This is a genomic window from Mesorhizobium sp. M0016 (genome assembly GCF_040324035.1).
In the GTDB taxonomy this organism is placed as follows: Bacteria; Pseudomonadota; Alphaproteobacteria; order Rhizobiales; family Rhizobiaceae; genus Mesorhizobium.
Map to the genome: position 1 here is coordinate 27,040 of NZ_JAMYVM010000010.1, position 17,347 is coordinate 44,386.

Genomic DNA, 17,347 nt, shown 5'->3' on the forward strand with positions numbered 1-17,347 from the left:
GACAGAGCCCGACGCGATATGCCGGACGCATTGATATCCATCGTCATTCCCTGCCGCAACGAGGCGGCGAACCTGCCGCTGCTGATCGACGAGATCGAGGCGGCGATGACCGGGCGCGAATTCGAAATCATCGTCGTCAATGACGGTTCGACTGACGACACCGCTTCGGTGCTTGCCGCTGAAGCCGCCAAACGTCCGTTTCCGCTTCGGCAGCTGCGGCACGAAAAATCCGCCGGCCAGTCGCTTTCGGTGCGCTCGGGCGCTTGGGCGGCGCGCGGCTCGATCGTCGCCACCATCGACGGCGACGGCCAGAACGACCCGCAATATATCCCCGTTCTGGTCGATGCGCTGCGTCGGGCAGGGCCCGATTTCGGCGCCGCGCAGGGGCAGCGATTGAAGCGCCGCGACAGCAAGATCAAGCAATTGGCATCGCGTTTCGCCAACTGGCTGCGCGGCGCGATCCTGCATGACGACACCCGCGACACTGGCTGCGGCCTGAAGGCGATCCACACCGATATCCTACGCAAACTGCCCTTCTTCGACGGCACGCATCGTTTCGTTCCGGCCCTGGTCATCCAGGAAGGCTACCGCGTCGTCCATTGCGACGTCGTCGACCGCTCGCGCCGCCACGGCAAGTCGAATTACGGCATCTTCGATCGCGGCCTGCAGGGCGCGCTCGATCTCGCCGGCGTCTGGTGGCTTCGGCGCCGGCGCCGCAGAATGCCAAAGGTAGAGGAAATCACGCATGGCTAACGTGTTTCAGGAATTGGCGACCTGGCTGCACCAGGTTTTCGTCAAGCAGTTCGACGCCTGGGTTCTGCTCGGCTTCGTTGCCCAGTTCTTCTTCACCATGCGCTTCCTGGTGCAGTGGATCGCTTCGGAAAAGGCCAAGCGCAGCGTCGTGCCGATCGCTTTCTGGTTCTTCTCGCTGTTCGGCGGCGGGCTGCTGCTCGTCTACGCCATCCAGCGTGAGGATCCGGTGTTCATCGCCGGCCAGGCCATGGGCATGGTGATCTATGTCAGAAATTTATGGCTCATCGCCAATGAGCGCAAGGCGGCGATGACCAAGGTCGACTGAGCCACCAGTCCCGCCAAATCCAGTCTGTCCGGTGTTGACCAGTCTGTCCGGTGTCGAAATGAGCAGGAACTACATCTTTCTCTTCCTGTTCAGCCTGATGATGACGGCGTCGGGACTGGCCTCTTTGCCGCCGCTCGACCGCGACGAGCCGCGCTTCGTCCAGGCGACCAAGCAGATGACGGAGACCGGCGACTATGTCGACATCCGCTTCCAGGACGCGTCGCGCTACCAAAAGCCGATCGGCATCTACTGGCTGCAATCGGCGGCGGTGACGCTGAGCGGCGAGGGGGCACAGGCGCCGATCTGGATTTACCGGCTGATCTCGGCGCTGGGCATCGCCATCGCCGTCGTCGCAATCGCCTGGACCGGGGCCAATCTGTTCGGCGCCAATGCCGGTCTTGCCGCCGGCCTGGTCATGGCGGCGATTTTCGCCACCGCCTTCGAAGGCCGTGACGCCAAGACCGACGCGATGCTGCTTGCCTGCTGCGTTCTGGCGCAAGGCGCGCTGGCGCAGATTTATCTGGCATCGCGCCGCAACGAGCCTGTCGCCGGCCATCTGCCGTGGATTTTCTGGGCTGCGCAGGGCGCGGCTATCCTCATCAAGGGGCCGATTGCACCGCTGCTGTCGGCGCTGACGGTGCTCACGCTGGTTGCTTTCGAGCGCGACTGGCGCTGGCTGGCGAGGCTGAAAGCCGGGCGTGGGCTGATTCTGGTGCTGTTGATCGTGCTGCCTTGGCTCGCCCTCATCACCTGGAAGAGCAACGGCGCCTTCCTGCAGCAGGCCGTCGGCAAGGATATGCTCGGCAAGGTCGCGCAAGGCGAGGAGTCGCACGGCGTTCCGCCGGGCTTCTACGTGCTGACCTATTGCCTGTTCATGTGGCCGTTCGGCCTTGTGGCGCTCGGCGCCGGACTGCAGGCGCTCAACCGATTGCGCGACGATCCGCGCCTGCGTTTCTGCCTCGCCTGGTACGTTCCGTTCTGGCTCGTCTTCGAATTGATCCCGACGAAACTGCCGCATTATGTGCTGCCGGCCTATCCCGGCATGGCCCTGCTCATCGGCTGGCTTTTGACGCTGACGCCGCAAGAGGCAAATGCGCCGCTCAGGCGCTGGCAGACATGGCTGTGGTGGGCGACCGCATTCGGCACCGTTCTGGTGACAGTCGGTCTCGCCGTGCTTTGCGTCGGTGCGCCGATCTATCTCATGAAGACATTTTTATGGTGGAGCGTTCCGGCCGCCGCGGCAGCATTGGGCGCCGGCTACCTCGCTGTTTCGCGCCAGACGCTGGTGCCGCTGGTCCGCATCGGCGGGGCTGCGGTTTGCGCCGGTATAACCTACGCCCTGCTGTTCGGTGTCATCGTGCCGTCACTGAAACCGATTTGGATGAGCCGGGAAATCGAGGCTGCGGTTCGCGCCGATCGTCCCTGTGAGATGAGCGTGCTCGCCTCCGCGCAATATCACGAACCGAGCCTGGTATTTCTGGTGGGCACAAAGACGGTACTGACCGATGTCGACGGGGTTGCGCAACATCTGCTTGGCGATCCGGCCTGCGCGCTGGGCCTGGCGCCGGTCGGCGATGAAAAACGGCTGGATGACCTGCTGGCAGGGCAAGGCAAGAAGGCCAGCCGCGTCGCCGAGATCGACGGCATCAACTATTCGTCAGGTGATAAATTGTCGCTCGGCCTGTACCGTGTGGCGAACTGATAGCTCTTCAATGATCGCGCCGAGCTCCGCATGTTGATGAAGTCGCCATCGCCGGCGCGTGCCGCTTTGCCTGCCATGCTCCGGCAGTCTGTCGCTAATTTCCGCGATACTTTCGGGATTGTACGGCATCGCCTGGCGACGCGCCCGGCGCGCTACCCGAAAATCCTGTGGTCGGTCTGGGTTGTGGCCTGGCTTTTGCTGACGATCGCGGTGTCGCTCCGTTTCGACCATCTTGCAGGGACCATGGCGAGGGAGTGGGCTTCAGGCTCGACCAATGTCTTCCGCATCGCCGAGTTTTTTACCTTCTTCGGCCTAGGCGGCTGGTATCTTGTCCCGTCGGTATTGGTGCTGATTGCCGCGAATCTGACGGATTGGCGCAGCCTTTCCCGGCGCGCGCGGATGACCTTCTACAACTGGACCTGCTTTGCTTTCATGGTGCTGGGTTCGATCGCACTCTCGGCCATGGTCGTCAACGTGCTGAAATATGGCGTGGGCAGAGCCAGGCCGATGAATTTCGACAAGCTCGGCGATCTGTCGCTGCATCCTTTTTCCTTGGAGGCGCGCTTTGCCAGCTTCCCGTCCGGCCATGCCACGACCATGGGCGTCATTTTCGGCATTGCACTGCTGTTGTTGCCCCAGCGCAGATGGGTGCTGCTGGCAGCAACCTTGTCGGTCGCATCGACCCGGATCTTTATCGGCGCGCACTACCCGAGCGACACTGTCGCCGGATTCGGCCTTGGCTGTGCTGTTGCCATCGTCTGCGCGATGGTGCTTGGCCGGCTGGGATGTATCTTCCGCTACACGGCGTCGGGGTTGCCGGTGGCAAAAACTACGTTCCGCCTATTCCGTCGGGCTCGCAAACCAAACCAAAACGATGCGCCGAGACAAGACGAATTTCCGCATTGGAGCAGCGCCGGCAAGCAACTGAATTGCTGACGCCTTTGGAACCATCTAAGACCACCCCAGCTAGCTGTCGATGCCACCCCAGCTCCGCACCAGCCGAGCCATGTCAGGCGCGCCGGCGGCGTCCTTCTCCAGCCCTTCGGCGACACCGACGCGGTCGGCGACAGGCCGGTTCTGGCTGACTTTCCACTTGCCGCTGATTTCGGCGATCTCGATCTCAAGCCCGACAATGCCCTTGATTTGCGACTGGATGAAGGTCGGCGGCGCATCGGTCACCGCCCAGGGTGCCTCGCGGGCGCCTTCCTGCGACAGCGTCAGCTCGGTGATCTGCTGTGCGATCCAGGCGGAATCCTCGATCACTCTGACGGTTCCTCGCACCTGGACAATGGCGTAGTTCCAGGTCGGCACGACCTTGCCGGTCTCGCGCTTGGTCTCGTACCAGGACGGCGTCACATAGGCGTCGGCGCCCTGGAAGACGACCAGCACCGGCGATGTCGGATTGTCGGCCAGCTGACGCCATTGCGGGTTGGCCCTGGCCAGATGGGCGCGCAGCCGGCCATTCGGCCCAACCTCTGCATCAAGCAGGAAAGGAATGGCATTGGCGACCGGGCCATCGGTGCCGTTGGAGATCAGCAACCCCAGCGGATGCGTCCGGATCAGCCCGTGCAGGACGTCCGGCCGCGTTTCCTGGAAATGGGGAGGCTGGTACATGATCGGTCATGCCTTCTTGCGCTGGCTGAACCGGCATTGTGCACCGTTCAGCCGAGCCGCGCCACATGTCAGGCTGGCTTCACCGTTTGGATCAGCCGAAATGGCATTGTCGCGCCCATGATGGGCACGACTGTGACGGCATCGGACCGGGAGTTTTTGTTTTGACGCAATTCCGGACGGAAAACCCGTTTGCACTTTTCCTGGAATTGCTCTTAGCGCAGCCGCTTCGGCCGCGGATCGGACAATTCGCCGGCCAGCCGTCGGTCGAGATAGTCGGCGCATTCCTCGAGCAGCAGATCGGCGTCGTTGGCGAAGAAGTGGTTGGCGCCGGGCAAGGTCTTCTGCGTGATGGTGATGCCCTTTTGCGTGTGCAGCTTGTCGACCAGGCCCTGCACATCCTTGGGCGGCGCCACCTTGTCGGCATCGCCATGGATGATCAGACCCGATGACGGGCAGGGCGCCAGGAACGAGAAATCATAGGTGTTGGGCTGCGGCGCGATCGAGATGAAGCCCTCGATCTCGGGCCGGCGCATCAGAAGCTGCATGCCGATCCAGGAGCCGAAGGAATAACCGGCCACCCAGCAGCTCTTGGAATCCGGATGCAGCGACTGCACCCAGTCGAGCGCTGCGGCGGCATCCGACAATTCGCCGGTGCCGTGGTCGAATTCGCCCTGGCTGCGGCCGATGCCGCGGAAGTTGAAGCGAAGCGTGGTGAAATCGCGCTTCTGGAACATGTAGAAGAGGTCATAGACGATCTTGTTGTTCATCGTGCCGCCGAATTGCGGATGCGGATGCAACACGATGGCAATCGGCGCGCTCTTCTCCTTGGAAGGCTGGTAGCGGCCCTCCAGGCGGCCGGCCGGACCGGTGAAAATGACCTCAGGCATGAAATACTCCAAATGGCATACGAATGCGCGGCGCCCGGAACAATTCTTACTCCAGCCCCAGCCCTTCCGGGCCTTGACGCAGGGCAAGCGTCTTCTTAGAAGCTAGTTTAGAATTGTTCAAAACTGGATAGCCAGCCGTGACGGCCCGGCCATCCTCGCCGCAAGCCGCGTAAATAGGACGTCTTGCCTTGCAATTTCAAGGAAATAACGCGCTATCCTTGCGGAAAGGGTCTTGACGGGATCGATTGGGTGAAAATGGCCGCAGCACGCGCCTATCTCGACTACAATGCCAGCGCGCCGCTCATTGCCGAGGCGCGCGAGGCGATGATTGCCGCGCTCGATCTCGTCGCCAATCCGTCGTCGGTGCATGCCGAGGGGCGCGCGGCGCGGCGCTTGATCGACACTGCCCGGCGCGATGTGGCAGCGCTTGTCGGCGCCAAGGCCGAGCATGTCGTCTTCACCTCCGGCGCGACGGAAGCCGCATCGACGCTGCTGACACCGGATTGGCGGATGGGCCGTGGCACGGCGCGCATGAGCCGGCTCTATGTCTGCGAGGCCGACCACCCTTGCCTGTTGAACGGCGGCCGCTTCCCGGCAACACAGGCTTCGCAGATCGGCGTCGACGCCGATGGCATCGCTGACCTCGCTCAGCTGACAGCCGCTCTGGCCGCGCATGACAAGGCCGAAGGCCTGCCGTTGGTCGCGATCCATGCGGCCAACAACGAGACCGGCGTCATCCAGCCGATCGAGGCAATCGCTGCAATCGTCAAGGCGGCGGGCGGCATTCTGGTGGTCGACGCGGTGCAGGCTGCGGGCCGCGTTCCCATCGATATGTCAGCGGCTTACGCCGACTATTTGATTCTGTCTTCGCACAAGATCGGCGGCCCCAAGGGTGTCGGCGCCGTCGTTGCGGCAGCCGATCTGATGATGCCGAAGCCGCTGATCAATGGCGGCGGCCAGGAAAAGGGCCATCGCGGCGGCACCGAAAACCTGGCGGCCATCGCCGGCTTTGGCGCCGCGGCGCGGCAGGCTTTGGCTGGACTGAAAGACGTCGAAGCGATCGCGCAACGCCGCGGCGAGGTCGAGAAAACACTCAAAACGCTGGTGCCGGACGCAGAAATCTTCGGAACCGGCGCGCCAAGGCTTGCCAATACGACATTCTTCGCTATTCCCGGCATCAAGGCCGAGACGGCGCAGATCGCTTTCGATCTGGCTGGCGTTGCGCTGTCGGCGGGATCGGCCTGTTCGTCGGGCAAGGTCGGGCCGAGCCATGTGCTGATGGCCATGGGTCATGGTGACAGCCTCGGGGCTTTGCGCGTGTCCATCGGTCGCGCAACGAGCGCCGGGGACATCGAACTGTTTCGTACGGCGCTGGCCGAAATCGCCCAGCGCCGGGCGGGCAGGGAACAAGCCGCCTGAAGGCTACAAAGAATTCAGGCCTCGCGGCCTGGTAGAGCCGTGCGTTTGCAACTGGCCGGGTGAATTCCCGGCCGAGACGCACTATATGAAACTTACGCCGCCTTCGGCGCCTCATGGGCAGCCCTCGGCGATGCCATAGTTTGAAAACTGTCGGGCCTTGACCCCGGCGTGGATGGAGAACGCTTATGCCTGCTGTGCAGGACACGATCGATCGGGTCCGAAAGATCGACGTCGACCAGTACAAATACGGATTCCAGACAGAGATCGCGATGGACAAGGCCCCCAAGGGCCTGAGCGAAGACATTATTCGCTTTATCTCGGCCAAGAAGGATGAACCGTCCTGGATGCTGGAATGGCGTCTGGAAGCCTATCGGCGCTGGCTGACGCTGGAAGAGCCGACCTGGGCGCGCGTCCATTATCCGAAGATCGACTTTCAGGACCTCTATTACTACGCGGCGCCCAAGAGCACGCCCGGCCCGACCTCGCTGAGCGACGTCGATCCCGAGTTGTTGAAGGTCTACGAGAAGCTCGGCATTCCGCTGCGGGAACAAGAAATCCTCGCTGGCGTGCAGAAGACCGACGTCTCCGATCTCGAGGAGCCCAGCGACAATGTCTACAAATCGGGCCGTGTCGCGGTCGACGCGGTGTTCGATTCCGTTTCCGTCGTCACCACGTTCAAGAAGGAGCTGGCGCAGGCCGGCGTCATCTTCTGCTCGATCTCGGAAGCCATCCGCGAGCATCCGGAGCTGGTGCAGAAATATCTCGGCTCGGTCGTGCCGACCTCCGACAATTTCTACGCCACGCTGAATTCGGCTGTCTTCACCGACGGCTCGTTCGTCTTCGTGCCCAAGGGCGTGCGCTGCCCGATGGAGCTGTCGACCTATTTCCGCATGAACGAGAAGAACACCGGCCAGTTCGAGCGCACGCTGATCATCGCCGAGGAGGGGGCTTACGTCTCCTATCTCGAAGGCTGCACGGCGCCGCAGCGCGACGAGAACCAGCTGCATGCCGCCGTCGTCGAACTGGTGGCGCTCGACGATGCCGAGATCAAATATTCGACGGTGCAGAACTGGTACCCCGGCGATGCCGAGGGCAAGGGCGGCATCTACAATTTCGTCACCAAGCGCGGCGACTGCCGCGGCGACCGTTCGAAGATCTCGTGGACGCAGGTCGAGACCGGTTCAGCGATCACCTGGAAATATCCCAGCTGCATCCTGCGCGGCGACGATTCCTCCGGCGAGTTCTATTCGATCGCCGTGTCGAACGGCTACCAGCAGGTCGACAGCGGCACCAAGATGATCCATCTCGGCAAGAACACGTCGAGCCGCATCATCTCCAAGGGCATCGCCGCCGGCTTCTCGCAGAACACCTATCGCGGCCAGGTTTCGGCGCACCGCAAGGCGACCAACGCCCGCAACTTCACCAATTGCGATAGTCTCCTGATCGGCGACCAGTGCGGCGCCCACACCGTGCCCTACATGGAAGCCAAGAATTCGACGGCGCAGTTCGAGCACGAAGCGACGACGTCGAAGATTTCCGAGGACCAGAAATTCTACGTCATGCAGCGCGGCATTCCCGAGGAAGAGGCGATCGCGCTGATCGTCAACGGCTTCGTCAAGGATGTTATCCAGCAGCTGCCGATGGAGTTCGCGGTCGAAGCGCAGAAGCTTATCGGCATCAGCCTTGAGGGCTCGGTCGGCTGACCGGACAATATATCCAGGAAAGAAAAAATGCTTGAGATCAAGAACCTGCATGCCCGCATCGTCGATGACGGCACCGAGATCATCCGCGGCCTGAACCTGACGGTGAAAAACGGCGAGGTCGCTGCCATCATGGGTCCGAACGGCTCGGGCAAATCGACGCTGTCCTACATCCTCGCCGGCCGTGAGGACTATGAGGTCACCGAAGGCGACATCCTCTATAACGGCCAGTCGATCCTCGAAATGGATCCGGCCGAGCGCGCCACCGCGGGCATCTTCCTCGCCTTCCAGTATCCGATGGAGATACCTGGCGTCGCGACCATGGAATTCCTGAAAGTGGCGATGAACGAGCAGCGCAAGGCGCGCGGCGAGGAGCCGCTGAAGATCCCGGAATTTTTGAAGCGGGTGAAAGAGGCGGCAGCCTCGCTCTCGATGGAGATGGCGATGCTCAAGCGGCCGCTCAATGTCGGCTTTTCCGGCGGCGAGAAGAAGCGGGCCGAGATCCTGCAGATGAAGCTGCTGGAGCCAAAGCTCTGCGTGCTCGACGAGACCGATTCCGGCCTCGACATCGATGCGCTGAAGATCGTCTCGGACGGCGTCAACGCGCTGCGTTCGGCCGACCGTGCCATCATCGTCATCACCCACTACCAGCGCCTGCTCGAGCACATCGTGCCCGATAGCGTGCACGTCCTATACAAGGGCCAGGTGATCAAGTCCGGCGACAAGTCGCTGGCGCTCGATCTCGAAGCCAATGGCTATGCCGGCGTGATCGGCGAAGCCGCGTGAGACGCCAGAAGGCCATTTTATGCTGAAAGGCGGGGCAAAACTGATGAATATGCATACACAACCCCAGCGCACGCAGGCCGAAACGGCGCTGATCGACGCCTTTGGCGAGCGTCTGTCGTTGCTGCCGGGTGACGGCGCGGTGATGCTGAAGCGCGACGACGCCATTGAGGCAATCAAGCACGGGCTGCCGACGCGGCGCATCGAATCCTGGCATTACACTGACCTGCGCCGGCTGTTGACTGCGGTGCCGGCGTTCGATCCGACGGCCGCCGCCAAGGGGCTGGCGCCCATCGTCGAAGGCTCCGCCGTGCTGGCGGTTCTGAACGGCGTCTCCGGCGCGAAATTCCCCGCGATCGAAGGCGTGACCATCCAGCGCCTGTCGGAAAAGCTGACTGACGGCTCGATCGCACCGGGCCTCGATCCCTATGGCAGCGATGACGCCATCGGTGCGCTGAACACCGCCTTTGTCGCTGACGGCTATTTCGTCGACATTGCGGATGGCACAGCACTGGAAAAGCCGATCGAATTGCAGAATTTGCAGGCCGGTGGCCAGGTGCATGTGCGCTTTCCCGTGCGTGTCGGCGCCGGCGCCAAAGCTGCTCTCGTCGAGCGTCAGGCCGGCGAGGGCGCGGCACTGGGCAGCTCGGTCAGCCAGCTCGTTCTGGGCGAGGGTGCGGACGTTACCTGGCTGATCGTGCAGGAGCAGCCGGAAACGGCCACGCATCTTGCCCAGTTCAAGGCGCATCTCGGCAAGAATTCGAAGCTGACGCTGTTTTTCATGAATGCCGGCGGCAAGCTTGTGCGCCAGGAGATCGTGGTGAAGACCACGGGCGAAGGCTCCGACTTCAAACTGCGCGGCATCAACCTGCTCGCCGGCGACACCCACACCGACGTGACCATGGTGCTCGACCATGCCGTGCCGCATACGACGTCGACGGAAGTGATCCGCAATGTCGTGACCGGCAAGGCGCGCGGCGTCTTCCAGGGCCGCATCAACGTCCACCAATACGCGCAGAAGACCAACGCCAAGATGGCCTGCAACACGCTGCTTTTGTCGGATGATGGCGAGTTCTCGACCAAGCCGGAGCTGGAAATCTTCGCCGACGACGTCATCTGCGGCCACGGCGCGACCGTTACCGAGATCGACCACAACCATCTGTTCTACCTGATGGCTCGCGGCATCGACGAGAAGAGCGCCCGTGGCCTGCTGGTCAAGGCGTTCGTCGCCGAAGTGATCGAGGAACTGGACGACGAAACCATCGTCGAGGCCCTGGAAACAAGGCTGGACGACTGGTTCGTGGCGCATGGGTAGCGCCTCCCCTTCTCCCCTTGTGGGTCCGAAGGACGGGCGAGGCAAGTGACTCGCCCCGGGCGGTGGCCGAGCGAAGCTCGTCGGGTGAGGGGTGCGTGACGAAGTGAGGCGGTGCCTCAAGAGAGCTTGTAATGGACCAGAAGATCGAAACAACCCCATACGACGTCGAGGCGATCCGCCGCGACTTCCCGATCCTGTCGCGCGAAGTCTACGGCAAACCGCTGGTCTATCTCGACAATGGCGCCTCGGCGCAGAAGCCGCAGGTGGTGCTGGATACGATCCAGCACGCCTATTCCCAGGAATACGCCAACGTGCATCGCGGCCTGCATTTCCTGTCGAATGCCGCAACCGACGCTTATGAGAAGGCACGCGAGACGGTGCGCCGTTTCCTCAATGCGCCAAGCACCGACAACATCGTCTTCACCTCGAACACGACCGCGGCGATCAACACCGTGGCTTACGGCTATGGCATGCCCAATATCGGCGCGGGCGACGAGATCGTGCTGTCGATCATGGAGCACCACTCCAACATCGTGCCGTGGCATTTCATCCGGGAGCGGCAGGGCGCCAAGCTGGTCTGGGTGCCGGTCGACGATCTCGGCATCTTCCACATCGAGGAATTCGAAAAGCGGCTGACCGACAAGACAAAGCTCGTCGCCATCACGCATATGTCGAACGCGCTGGGCACGGTGACGCCGATCAAGGAAATCGTGCGCATCGCGCATTCGCGTGGCATTCCCGTACTTGTCGATGGCAGCCAGAGCGCCGTGCACATGCCGATCGACGTCCAGGACCTCGACTGCGATTTCTTCGTCTTCACCGGTCACAAGGTTTACGGGCCGTCCGGCATCGGCGTGCTTTACGGCAAGAAGGATATTCTCTCGGCCATGCGCCCTTTCATGGGCGGCGGCGAGATGATCGAGGAAGTGACGGAAGACGTCGTCACCTACAACGAGCCGCCGCACCGCTTCGAGGCCGGCACGCCGCCGATCGTGCAGGCGATTGGCCTGGGTGCAGCATTGGAATACATGGAAAAGGTTGGCCGCGAGCGCATTGCCGCCCATGAGGCCGATCTCAAGACCTATGCGCATGAACGGCTGCGCGCCATCAACTCGCTGCGCATCTTCGGCGACGCGCCGGACAAGGGCGCCATCATTTCTTTCGAATTGCAGGGCATTCATGCCCATGACGTGTCGATGGTGATAGACAGGCAGGGTGTTGCCGTCCGCGCGGGCACCCATTGCGCCCAGCCGCTGTTGAAACGCTTTGGCGTAACCTCCACATGCAGGGCATCGTTCGGCATGTATAATAACAGGGCCGAAGTCGACGCTTTGGCCGATGCGCTGGAAAAAGCGCGCAAGTTCTTCGGGTGACAGGTTCTTTGGATGACGACCATGGATGATGCGAGCCACACCACCGCGCCGGAAGCAGCCATCAATCCGCTGGTTTCCGCCTCGGCCATTCCCGCCGACGAGCTGGCGCGGCTGACCGACGACATCGTCTCGGCGCTGAAGACGGTCTATGACCCGGAAATACCGGCCGACATCTATGAGCTCGGCCTCATCTACAAGATCGACATCGAGGACAACCGCGCGGTCAAGATCGACATGACGCTGACCGCGCCCGGCTGTCCGGTGGCCGGCGAAATGCCCGGCTGGGTGGAAAACGCCGTCGGCGCCGTCGAAGGCGTCTCCGGCGTCGAGGTCAACATGACCTTCGACCCGCCCTGGTCGCCCGACCGCATGTCGGAAGAGGCGCAGGTGGCGGTGGGCTGGTACTAGGTTGACTGAGGTTGGTGCACTTGCACCAGTGGTAAAACTTCACCATTTTAGGTGAGGAATCATTCGGCAGGCCTTGAACCTGCATGGAATGGAAGAGGAAAAAGAATGGGACGCTTTGCCGTCATCACGATGACCGAAAAGGCCGCCGACCGGGTGCGCGAGATCGTCGCCACGCGCGACAATGCGCATGGCATTCGCCTCGGCATCAAGAAGGGCGGCTGCGCCGGCATGGAATACACGGTCGACCTGGTGACCGAGCCCAACACCAAGGACGACCATATCGAGCGCGACGGCGCGCATGTCTATGTCGCGCCCGAGGCTGCGCTTTTCCTGTTCGGCACCGAGATGGATTTCGAGCAGACGACGCTGCGCACCGGCTTCACCTTCCACAACCCGAACCAGAGTTCGGCCTGCGGCTGCGGCGAATCCGTCGAACTGAAGCCCGCCGACCTGAAGGCGCTGGCTGAGGCGCGCGCTTCGGCCTGATCTTCCTTCTCCCCGTTCACGGGGAGGTGAGGAATGGTCCACGCAGCGGGCGAAAAGCCAATTGCTTGGCTTTTCGAATGACGAACGGCCCGAAGGGCCGGATGAGGGGCAGCGCTGACCATCGGAAGTCGCGCTCCGCGCCTCCCTGCTTACTTCACCCACATCTTCGTCCGCTTGTGCCAGTCGGCGATCGATTCCTCGGGATAGACGTCGAAGACCTTGTCCTTCTTGCCGATCACCGGCTCGACCCAACTCGCCTTGTATTTCAACATCAGATGCACCTTCTCCGGCGGCTTCGGCAACTCGCTGTCGATTGCCGAGGCGAAGGGGTGGACCAGGTCCGGCCATGTCGGATCGTAGAGCCAGAGCGCCGAACCGCACTTCTTGCAGAAATTGCGCTCGCCCGTCGAAATCTCACACTTTGGATGTTCGTCGTCCGCGATCTCGGCCTGGTAGACGCCGAGATTGCGCTTGCCCTTGATTTTCAGCGTCTTGTAATCGGCGCCGAGATTGATGGCGAAGCCGCCGCCGCCCTGCTGCTTGCGGCAGATCGAGCAGTAGCACAGCATGAACGGCACCGGCGTGTTGCTCTCCACCTCGAAATGGACGGCATCGCAGCGGCAGGATCCCTTGAGCAGCAGCGGCATGACAAAACTCCGACGGATGGCTCTCAACTTGCCAGCATGGTTTTTGGTTGCAGCCATGGCAAGCCCGGTGACATGATTGCGGCATGGACAATGAACGCATCGAAGAGCTGTTCGAAGGCCTCGGCCCGGTCAGTATCCGAAAACTGTTCGGCGGCAAGGGTATCTATTTCGACGGCTTCATCGTCGCCATCGTGCTGCGCGGCGAATTGCTGCTCAAGGCTGACGAGCAAAGCGCGCCCCGATTTCGAAGCCGCCGGCTGCAAGCAATGGACCTATACCGGCACCCGCCACGGCAAGCTGGTCGCGATGCCGTACTGGAGCATTCCCGACGACGCGTTTGATGATCCTGACGAGATGAGGGTGTGGGCGCGCCGGGCGTATGAGGCGGGGCGGCGGGCGGGGAAGTGAACCGGGACCGTCGCGTTTCTTCCCACCCCCCTCTGTCCTGCCGGACATCTCCCCCGCAAGGGGGGAGATCAGTTGTCACATTGGCCTTCGCCAATCACCATCGTTGAAAATGGGAGCCTGCGGCTAAGCTGTTAATCTCCCTCCTTGCGGGGGAGATGGCCGGCAGGCCAGAGGGGGGGTGCTGTCCCGCCGACGTAGGCGATCCTACAGCGCCTTGGCAATCCTCGCCGCCAGCCGCGCATTGTTCTCGACCAGCGCGATGTTGGTCTTCAAGCTCCGGCCGCCGGTCAGTTCGAGGATTTTGCCCAACAGGAACGGCGTCACCGCCTTTCCGGTCACATTCTGCACTTCCGCCGCCTTCTGCGCGGCCTCGATATAGCCGGCCATCTCGTCGGCCGGGATTTCATCGTCCTGCGGCACCGGGTTGGCGATCAGCGTGCCGCCGACCAGGCCAAGTGCCGCCCTGGTCTTGTAGAAATGCGCGATCTCTTCCGGTCTGTGCAGGGTCAGCGGCGCGCGGAACGGCGAATGCCGCGACCAGAAGGCCGGCATCGTCTCGCAGCCATGGCCAATCACCGGCACGCCGCGCGTCTCCAGCACTTCCAGGGTCTTTTCGATGTCGAGGATCGCCTTGGCGCCGGCCGAGACGACGATGACCGGGGTGCGCGCCAACTCGTCGAGATCGGCCGAGATGTCGAAGCTTTTTTCCGCGCCCTTGTGGACGCCGCCAATGCCGCCGGTGGCGAACACCTTTATCCCGACCATGTCGGCCGCGATCATGGTGGCGGCGACCGTGGTGCCGCCGGTGCGGCCTTGCGCCACCGCAAAGCCGAGATCGGCGCGCGACAGCTTCATGGCGTCGCCGGTCATCGCCAGCGACTCGCGCTCGCCGTCGGAAAGCCCGATCTTGATGCGGCCGGCGACCACGGCGATCGTCGCCGGCACCGCGCCATTGTCCAGGATTATCTTTTCGACATTGGCGGCCATGGCGCCATTGTCGGGGTAAGGCATGCCATGGGTGATGATGGTGCTTTCCAGCGCCACGACGGGGCGGCCAGCGGCGAGCGCCTCGGCCACGGGCGCGTGGAGGTCGATGAAGGGGCGGGCGCTTTGCGGTGTCATGATGGTCTCCGATCCGGAGATCCGCGCGTCCGCTTGGACGTCGCGCTCCGGCAATGGCAATTGGCCGCCCTCATGCCATTTCCTGCGCGTCGGGCACAAGAGCCAGTGCCTCGGTGAAGGTCGCAATCGTGAAGGCCGGAACCGCGTCGGCGCTTTCAATGGCCAGCGTGGCGGCGGCAACGCCCTCGCGCAATGCCTGGCGCAGGGGCAGGCCGCGCAGCAGGGCAGCGATGGTGGCGCCGGCCAGCGCGTCGCCGGCGCCGGTGACGTCGGCGACTTTTCTCGGCGCCGGCGGCAGGATAGAGAAGGCGCCGGCTTCGTCGAATCCCAGCACCGGGCCGTCGCCCGCCGTCACCACGCCACTGGTGAGGCCGCTGCAGCGCAGTCCGTCGACGGTCTCGCGCTCGGTGGCATTGGCATCGACGCCGGCCAGCACCATGGCCTCGCGCCGGTTCATGAAGACCTGCGCGAGTTCCTTCAGCACCGGTATCAGCCGCACCACCTTGGCCGGCGAAATGGCGATGGCGAACACCGGCTTGCCGGCGGCGAGCCCCACCAGCCGCTCCAGCGCCGTTGATGGCAGATTGGCGTCGCAGAGCACCGCATCGGCCTCGGCGACCACCTCGCGCACCTTGGAGCGGCGGATCTGCTTGGGGAACGCCAAATCGTAGAGCGCCATATCGGCAAAGCCGGTGATCAGCTCGCCGTCGCGATCGATCAGCGCCGTGTAGCTCGGCGTGGTGCGGTCGAGGAACACCGCCGACAGATCGGCAATGCCGGCCTCAGTGATGGCGCGCGCAACCGTCTCGGCCGAGGCATCGCCGCCGCGCACCGACAAAAGCGAGGCCGAGACGCCGCGCCGCACGAGGCTGCGCAGCGCGTTGAAGACGCCGCCGCCGACATCCTCGCGCATCGTGCCGGGGTTGGACGCCGCCGGCACGTAAGCACCGGACACCTGACCGCGCCGGTCGATATGGGCGCCGCCCACCGCCAGTATTTTTGCTGATTTCACCATGTAGGCGATATGACCTTTGTTATTCGAACCAGACAAGCGCTAGGCTGTGCGACGGAGCTTCGCAAGCAAGCCAGCGATTCGGGCGGAGCCAAACCGCCGGAGCGCCTGGCCCAATGGTGGATACATCCGGAAACGAAACCATGAGACAAAAAAAGAACAAATCCGGATAAAGATTGCTTTTCAGATATTTGACCCCTCTTGCCAAACGAGAACAAAAAAGGTACAAATAGGGCAGGGATTACGGATTGTCCGGCCTTCATTGACGACCAAGGGGTGATGTATCATGGCTCAGAATACTTTGCGGCTTGTAGAGGACAAAGCGGTGGACAAATCAAAGGCTCTGGACGCGGCGCTGTCGCAAATCGAGCGCGCCTTCGGCAAGGGCTCGATCATGCGGCTGGGCGCCAACGAGCAGGTCGTCGAGATTGAAACCGTGCCGACCGGATCGCTTGGCCTCGACATCGCGCTTGGCGTCGGTGGCCTGCCGCGCGGCCGCATTGTCGAGATCTACGGGCCGGAAAGCTCGGGCAAGACGACACTGGCGCTGCACACAGTTGCCGAAGCCCAGAAGAAGGGCGGTATCTGCGCCTTCGTCGATGCCGAGCATGCGCTCGACCCGGTCTATGCCCGCAAGCTCGGCGTCGATCTGGAAAACCTCTTGATCTCGCAGCCGGACACCGGCGAGCAGGCACTGGAAATCTGCGACACGCTGGTGCGTTCCGGCGCCATCGACGTTCTGGTGGTCGATTCGGTGGCCGCCCTGACGCCGCGCGCTGAAATCGAGGGCGAGATGGGCGATTCGCTGCCCGGTCTCCAGGCTCGTCTGATGAGCCAGGCGCTGCGCAAGCTGACCGCCTCGATCTCGCGCTCCAACACCATGGTCATCTTCATCAACCAGATCCGCATGAAGATCGGCGTCATGTTCGGTTCGCCGGAAACCACGACCGGCGGCAACGCGCTGAAATTCTACGCTTCGGTGCGCCTCGACATCCGCCGCATCGGCTCGGTCAAGGACCGCGACGAGGTCGTCGGCAACCAGACCCGGGTCAAGGTGGTCAAGAACAAGCTGGCGCCGCCCTTCAAGGTGGTCGAGTTCGACATCATGTATGGCGAGGGCGTCTCCAAGACCGGCGAACTGGTCGATCTCGGCGTCAAGGCCGGCGTGGTCGAGAAGTCCGGCGCCTGGTTCTCCTACAATTCGCAGCGTCTCGGCCAAGGTCGCGAAAACGCCAAACTGTTCCTGCGCGACAATCCCGACACGGCGCGTGAGATCGAACTTGCGCTGCGGCAGAATGCCGGGCTGATCGCCGAGAAATTTCTTGAAAATGGTGGCCCCGAGCGCGGCGAAAGCGACGACGGCTTCGAGGAAGAATCCGGCGCCATGTAGGGC

General features: G+C 62.7%; 17 protein-coding genes and 1 pseudogene. 13 read left to right on the forward strand and 5 right to left on the reverse strand.

Features of this window, described 5'->3' with window-relative positions; genetic code table 11:
* Positions 1-18: 18 nt before the first annotated feature.
* The 4 genes from NKJ88_RS16135 to NKJ88_RS16150 are packed head-to-tail and all read left to right on the forward strand — an operon-like array spanning position 19 to position 3,716.
* Positions 19-753 carry a glycosyltransferase family 2 protein gene (locus tag NKJ88_RS16135; protein ID WP_352444693.1) on the forward strand — a complete coding sequence of 245 codons (735 nt, stop codon included), beginning with the start codon at positions 19-21 and terminating at the stop codon, positions 751-753.
* A complete protein-coding gene (locus NKJ88_RS16140; RefSeq protein ID WP_023669132.1) occupies positions 746-1,078 on the forward strand; it encodes a lipid-A-disaccharide synthase N-terminal domain-containing protein in 333 nt (110 codons plus the stop codon). The genes NKJ88_RS16135 and NKJ88_RS16140 overlap by 8 nt, the downstream gene beginning before the upstream one ends.
* A 58-nt stretch (positions 1,079-1,136) precedes the next feature.
* The gene (locus NKJ88_RS16145) at positions 1,137-2,780 is read left to right on the forward strand and encodes an ArnT family glycosyltransferase (RefSeq protein WP_023819423.1); all 1,644 of its coding nucleotides are present in this window, start codon (positions 1,137-1,139) and stop codon (positions 2,778-2,780) included.
* A 30-nt stretch (positions 2,781-2,810) separates the two neighbouring features.
* Complete coding sequence (locus NKJ88_RS16150; RefSeq protein WP_023826176.1) at positions 2,811-3,716, forward strand: phosphatase PAP2 family protein; 906 nt, start codon at positions 2,811-2,813, stop codon at positions 3,714-3,716.
* A 30-nt stretch (positions 3,717-3,746) separates the two neighbouring features.
* On the opposite strand, the gene NKJ88_RS16155 is transcribed toward NKJ88_RS16150, so the two are convergent.
* Both NKJ88_RS16155 and NKJ88_RS16160 read right to left on the reverse strand, forming a co-directional pair.
* Positions 3,747-4,394, reverse strand: coding sequence for an FMN-binding negative transcriptional regulator (locus tag NKJ88_RS16155; RefSeq protein WP_023700865.1), 648 nt, complete (start codon positions 4,392-4,394; stop codon positions 3,747-3,749).
* A 212-nt stretch (positions 4,395-4,606) separates the two neighbouring features.
* Positions 4,607-5,281, reverse strand: a complete 675-nt coding sequence (locus NKJ88_RS16160) for an alpha/beta hydrolase (protein WP_023669128.1) — start codon at positions 5,279-5,281, stop codon at positions 4,607-4,609.
* Positions 5,282-5,536: 255 nt separating this feature from the next.
* Here NKJ88_RS16160 and NKJ88_RS16165 point away from each other — a divergent pair, with 255 nt between their 5' ends.
* The 7 genes from NKJ88_RS16165 (at position 5,537) to sufA (ending at position 12,765) form a co-directional block, all read left to right on the forward strand.
* Positions 5,537-6,700, forward strand: coding sequence for a cysteine desulfurase family protein (locus NKJ88_RS16165; RefSeq protein ID WP_023825124.1), 1,164 nt, complete (start codon positions 5,537-5,539; stop codon positions 6,698-6,700).
* A gap of 185 nt (positions 6,701-6,885) precedes the next feature.
* The gene (gene sufB / locus NKJ88_RS16170; protein WP_023684859.1) at positions 6,886-8,403 is read left to right on the forward strand and encodes a Fe-S cluster assembly protein SufB; all 1,518 of its coding nucleotides are present in this window, start codon (positions 6,886-6,888) and stop codon (positions 8,401-8,403) included.
* Positions 8,404-8,430: 27 nt separating this feature from the next.
* Positions 8,431-9,186, forward strand: a complete 756-nt coding sequence (gene sufC, locus NKJ88_RS16175; protein WP_023711504.1) for a Fe-S cluster assembly ATPase SufC — start codon at positions 8,431-8,433, stop codon at positions 9,184-9,186.
* 43 nt (positions 9,187-9,229) lie between these two features.
* Complete coding sequence (gene sufD, locus NKJ88_RS16180; protein ID WP_023825123.1) at positions 9,230-10,498, forward strand: Fe-S cluster assembly protein SufD; 1,269 nt, start codon at positions 9,230-9,232, stop codon at positions 10,496-10,498.
* A 131-nt stretch (positions 10,499-10,629) separates the two neighbouring features.
* Complete coding sequence (locus tag NKJ88_RS16185; protein ID WP_023731535.1) at positions 10,630-11,871, forward strand: cysteine desulfurase; 1,242 nt, start codon at positions 10,630-10,632, stop codon at positions 11,869-11,871.
* Positions 11,872-11,892: 21 nt separating this feature from the next.
* A complete protein-coding gene (locus NKJ88_RS16190; RefSeq protein WP_023709315.1) occupies positions 11,893-12,279 on the forward strand; it encodes an SUF system Fe-S cluster assembly protein in 387 nt (128 codons plus the stop codon).
* A gap of 105 nt (positions 12,280-12,384) precedes the next feature.
* Positions 12,385-12,765: a Fe-S cluster assembly scaffold SufA gene (gene sufA, locus NKJ88_RS16195; RefSeq protein ID WP_013532156.1), complete on the forward strand. Its 381-nt coding sequence runs from the start codon at positions 12,385-12,387 to the stop codon at positions 12,763-12,765.
* 149 nt (positions 12,766-12,914) lie between these two features.
* Here the strand turns inward: sufA and NKJ88_RS16200 are convergent, their stop codons facing one another.
* On the reverse strand, positions 12,915-13,412 hold the full coding sequence (locus NKJ88_RS16200) for a GFA family protein (protein WP_023697559.1): 498 nt from the start codon (positions 13,410-13,412) through the stop codon (positions 12,915-12,917).
* 83 nt (positions 13,413-13,495) lie between these two features.
* Here NKJ88_RS16200 and NKJ88_RS16205 point away from each other — a divergent pair.
* Positions 13,496-13,820 (forward strand): annotated as a pseudogene (locus NKJ88_RS16205) (TfoX/Sxy family protein).
* Between the two features lie 204 nt (positions 13,821-14,024).
* Here NKJ88_RS16205 and NKJ88_RS16210 read toward each other — a convergent pair.
* On the reverse strand, positions 14,025-14,942 hold the full coding sequence (locus NKJ88_RS16210; protein ID WP_023684866.1) for a pseudouridine-5'-phosphate glycosidase: 918 nt from the start codon (positions 14,940-14,942) through the stop codon (positions 14,025-14,027).
* A 70-nt stretch (positions 14,943-15,012) separates the two neighbouring features.
* Positions 15,013-15,957, reverse strand: coding sequence for a carbohydrate kinase family protein (locus NKJ88_RS16215; RefSeq protein ID WP_023684867.1), 945 nt, complete (start codon positions 15,955-15,957; stop codon positions 15,013-15,015).
* 283 nt (positions 15,958-16,240) lie between these two features.
* On the opposite strand from NKJ88_RS16215, the gene recA reads away from it, so the two are divergent.
* Positions 16,241-17,344, forward strand: coding sequence for a recombinase RecA (gene recA, locus NKJ88_RS16220; protein WP_023684868.1), 1,104 nt, complete (start codon positions 16,241-16,243; stop codon positions 17,342-17,344).
* Positions 17,345-17,347: the final 3 nt, after the last annotated feature.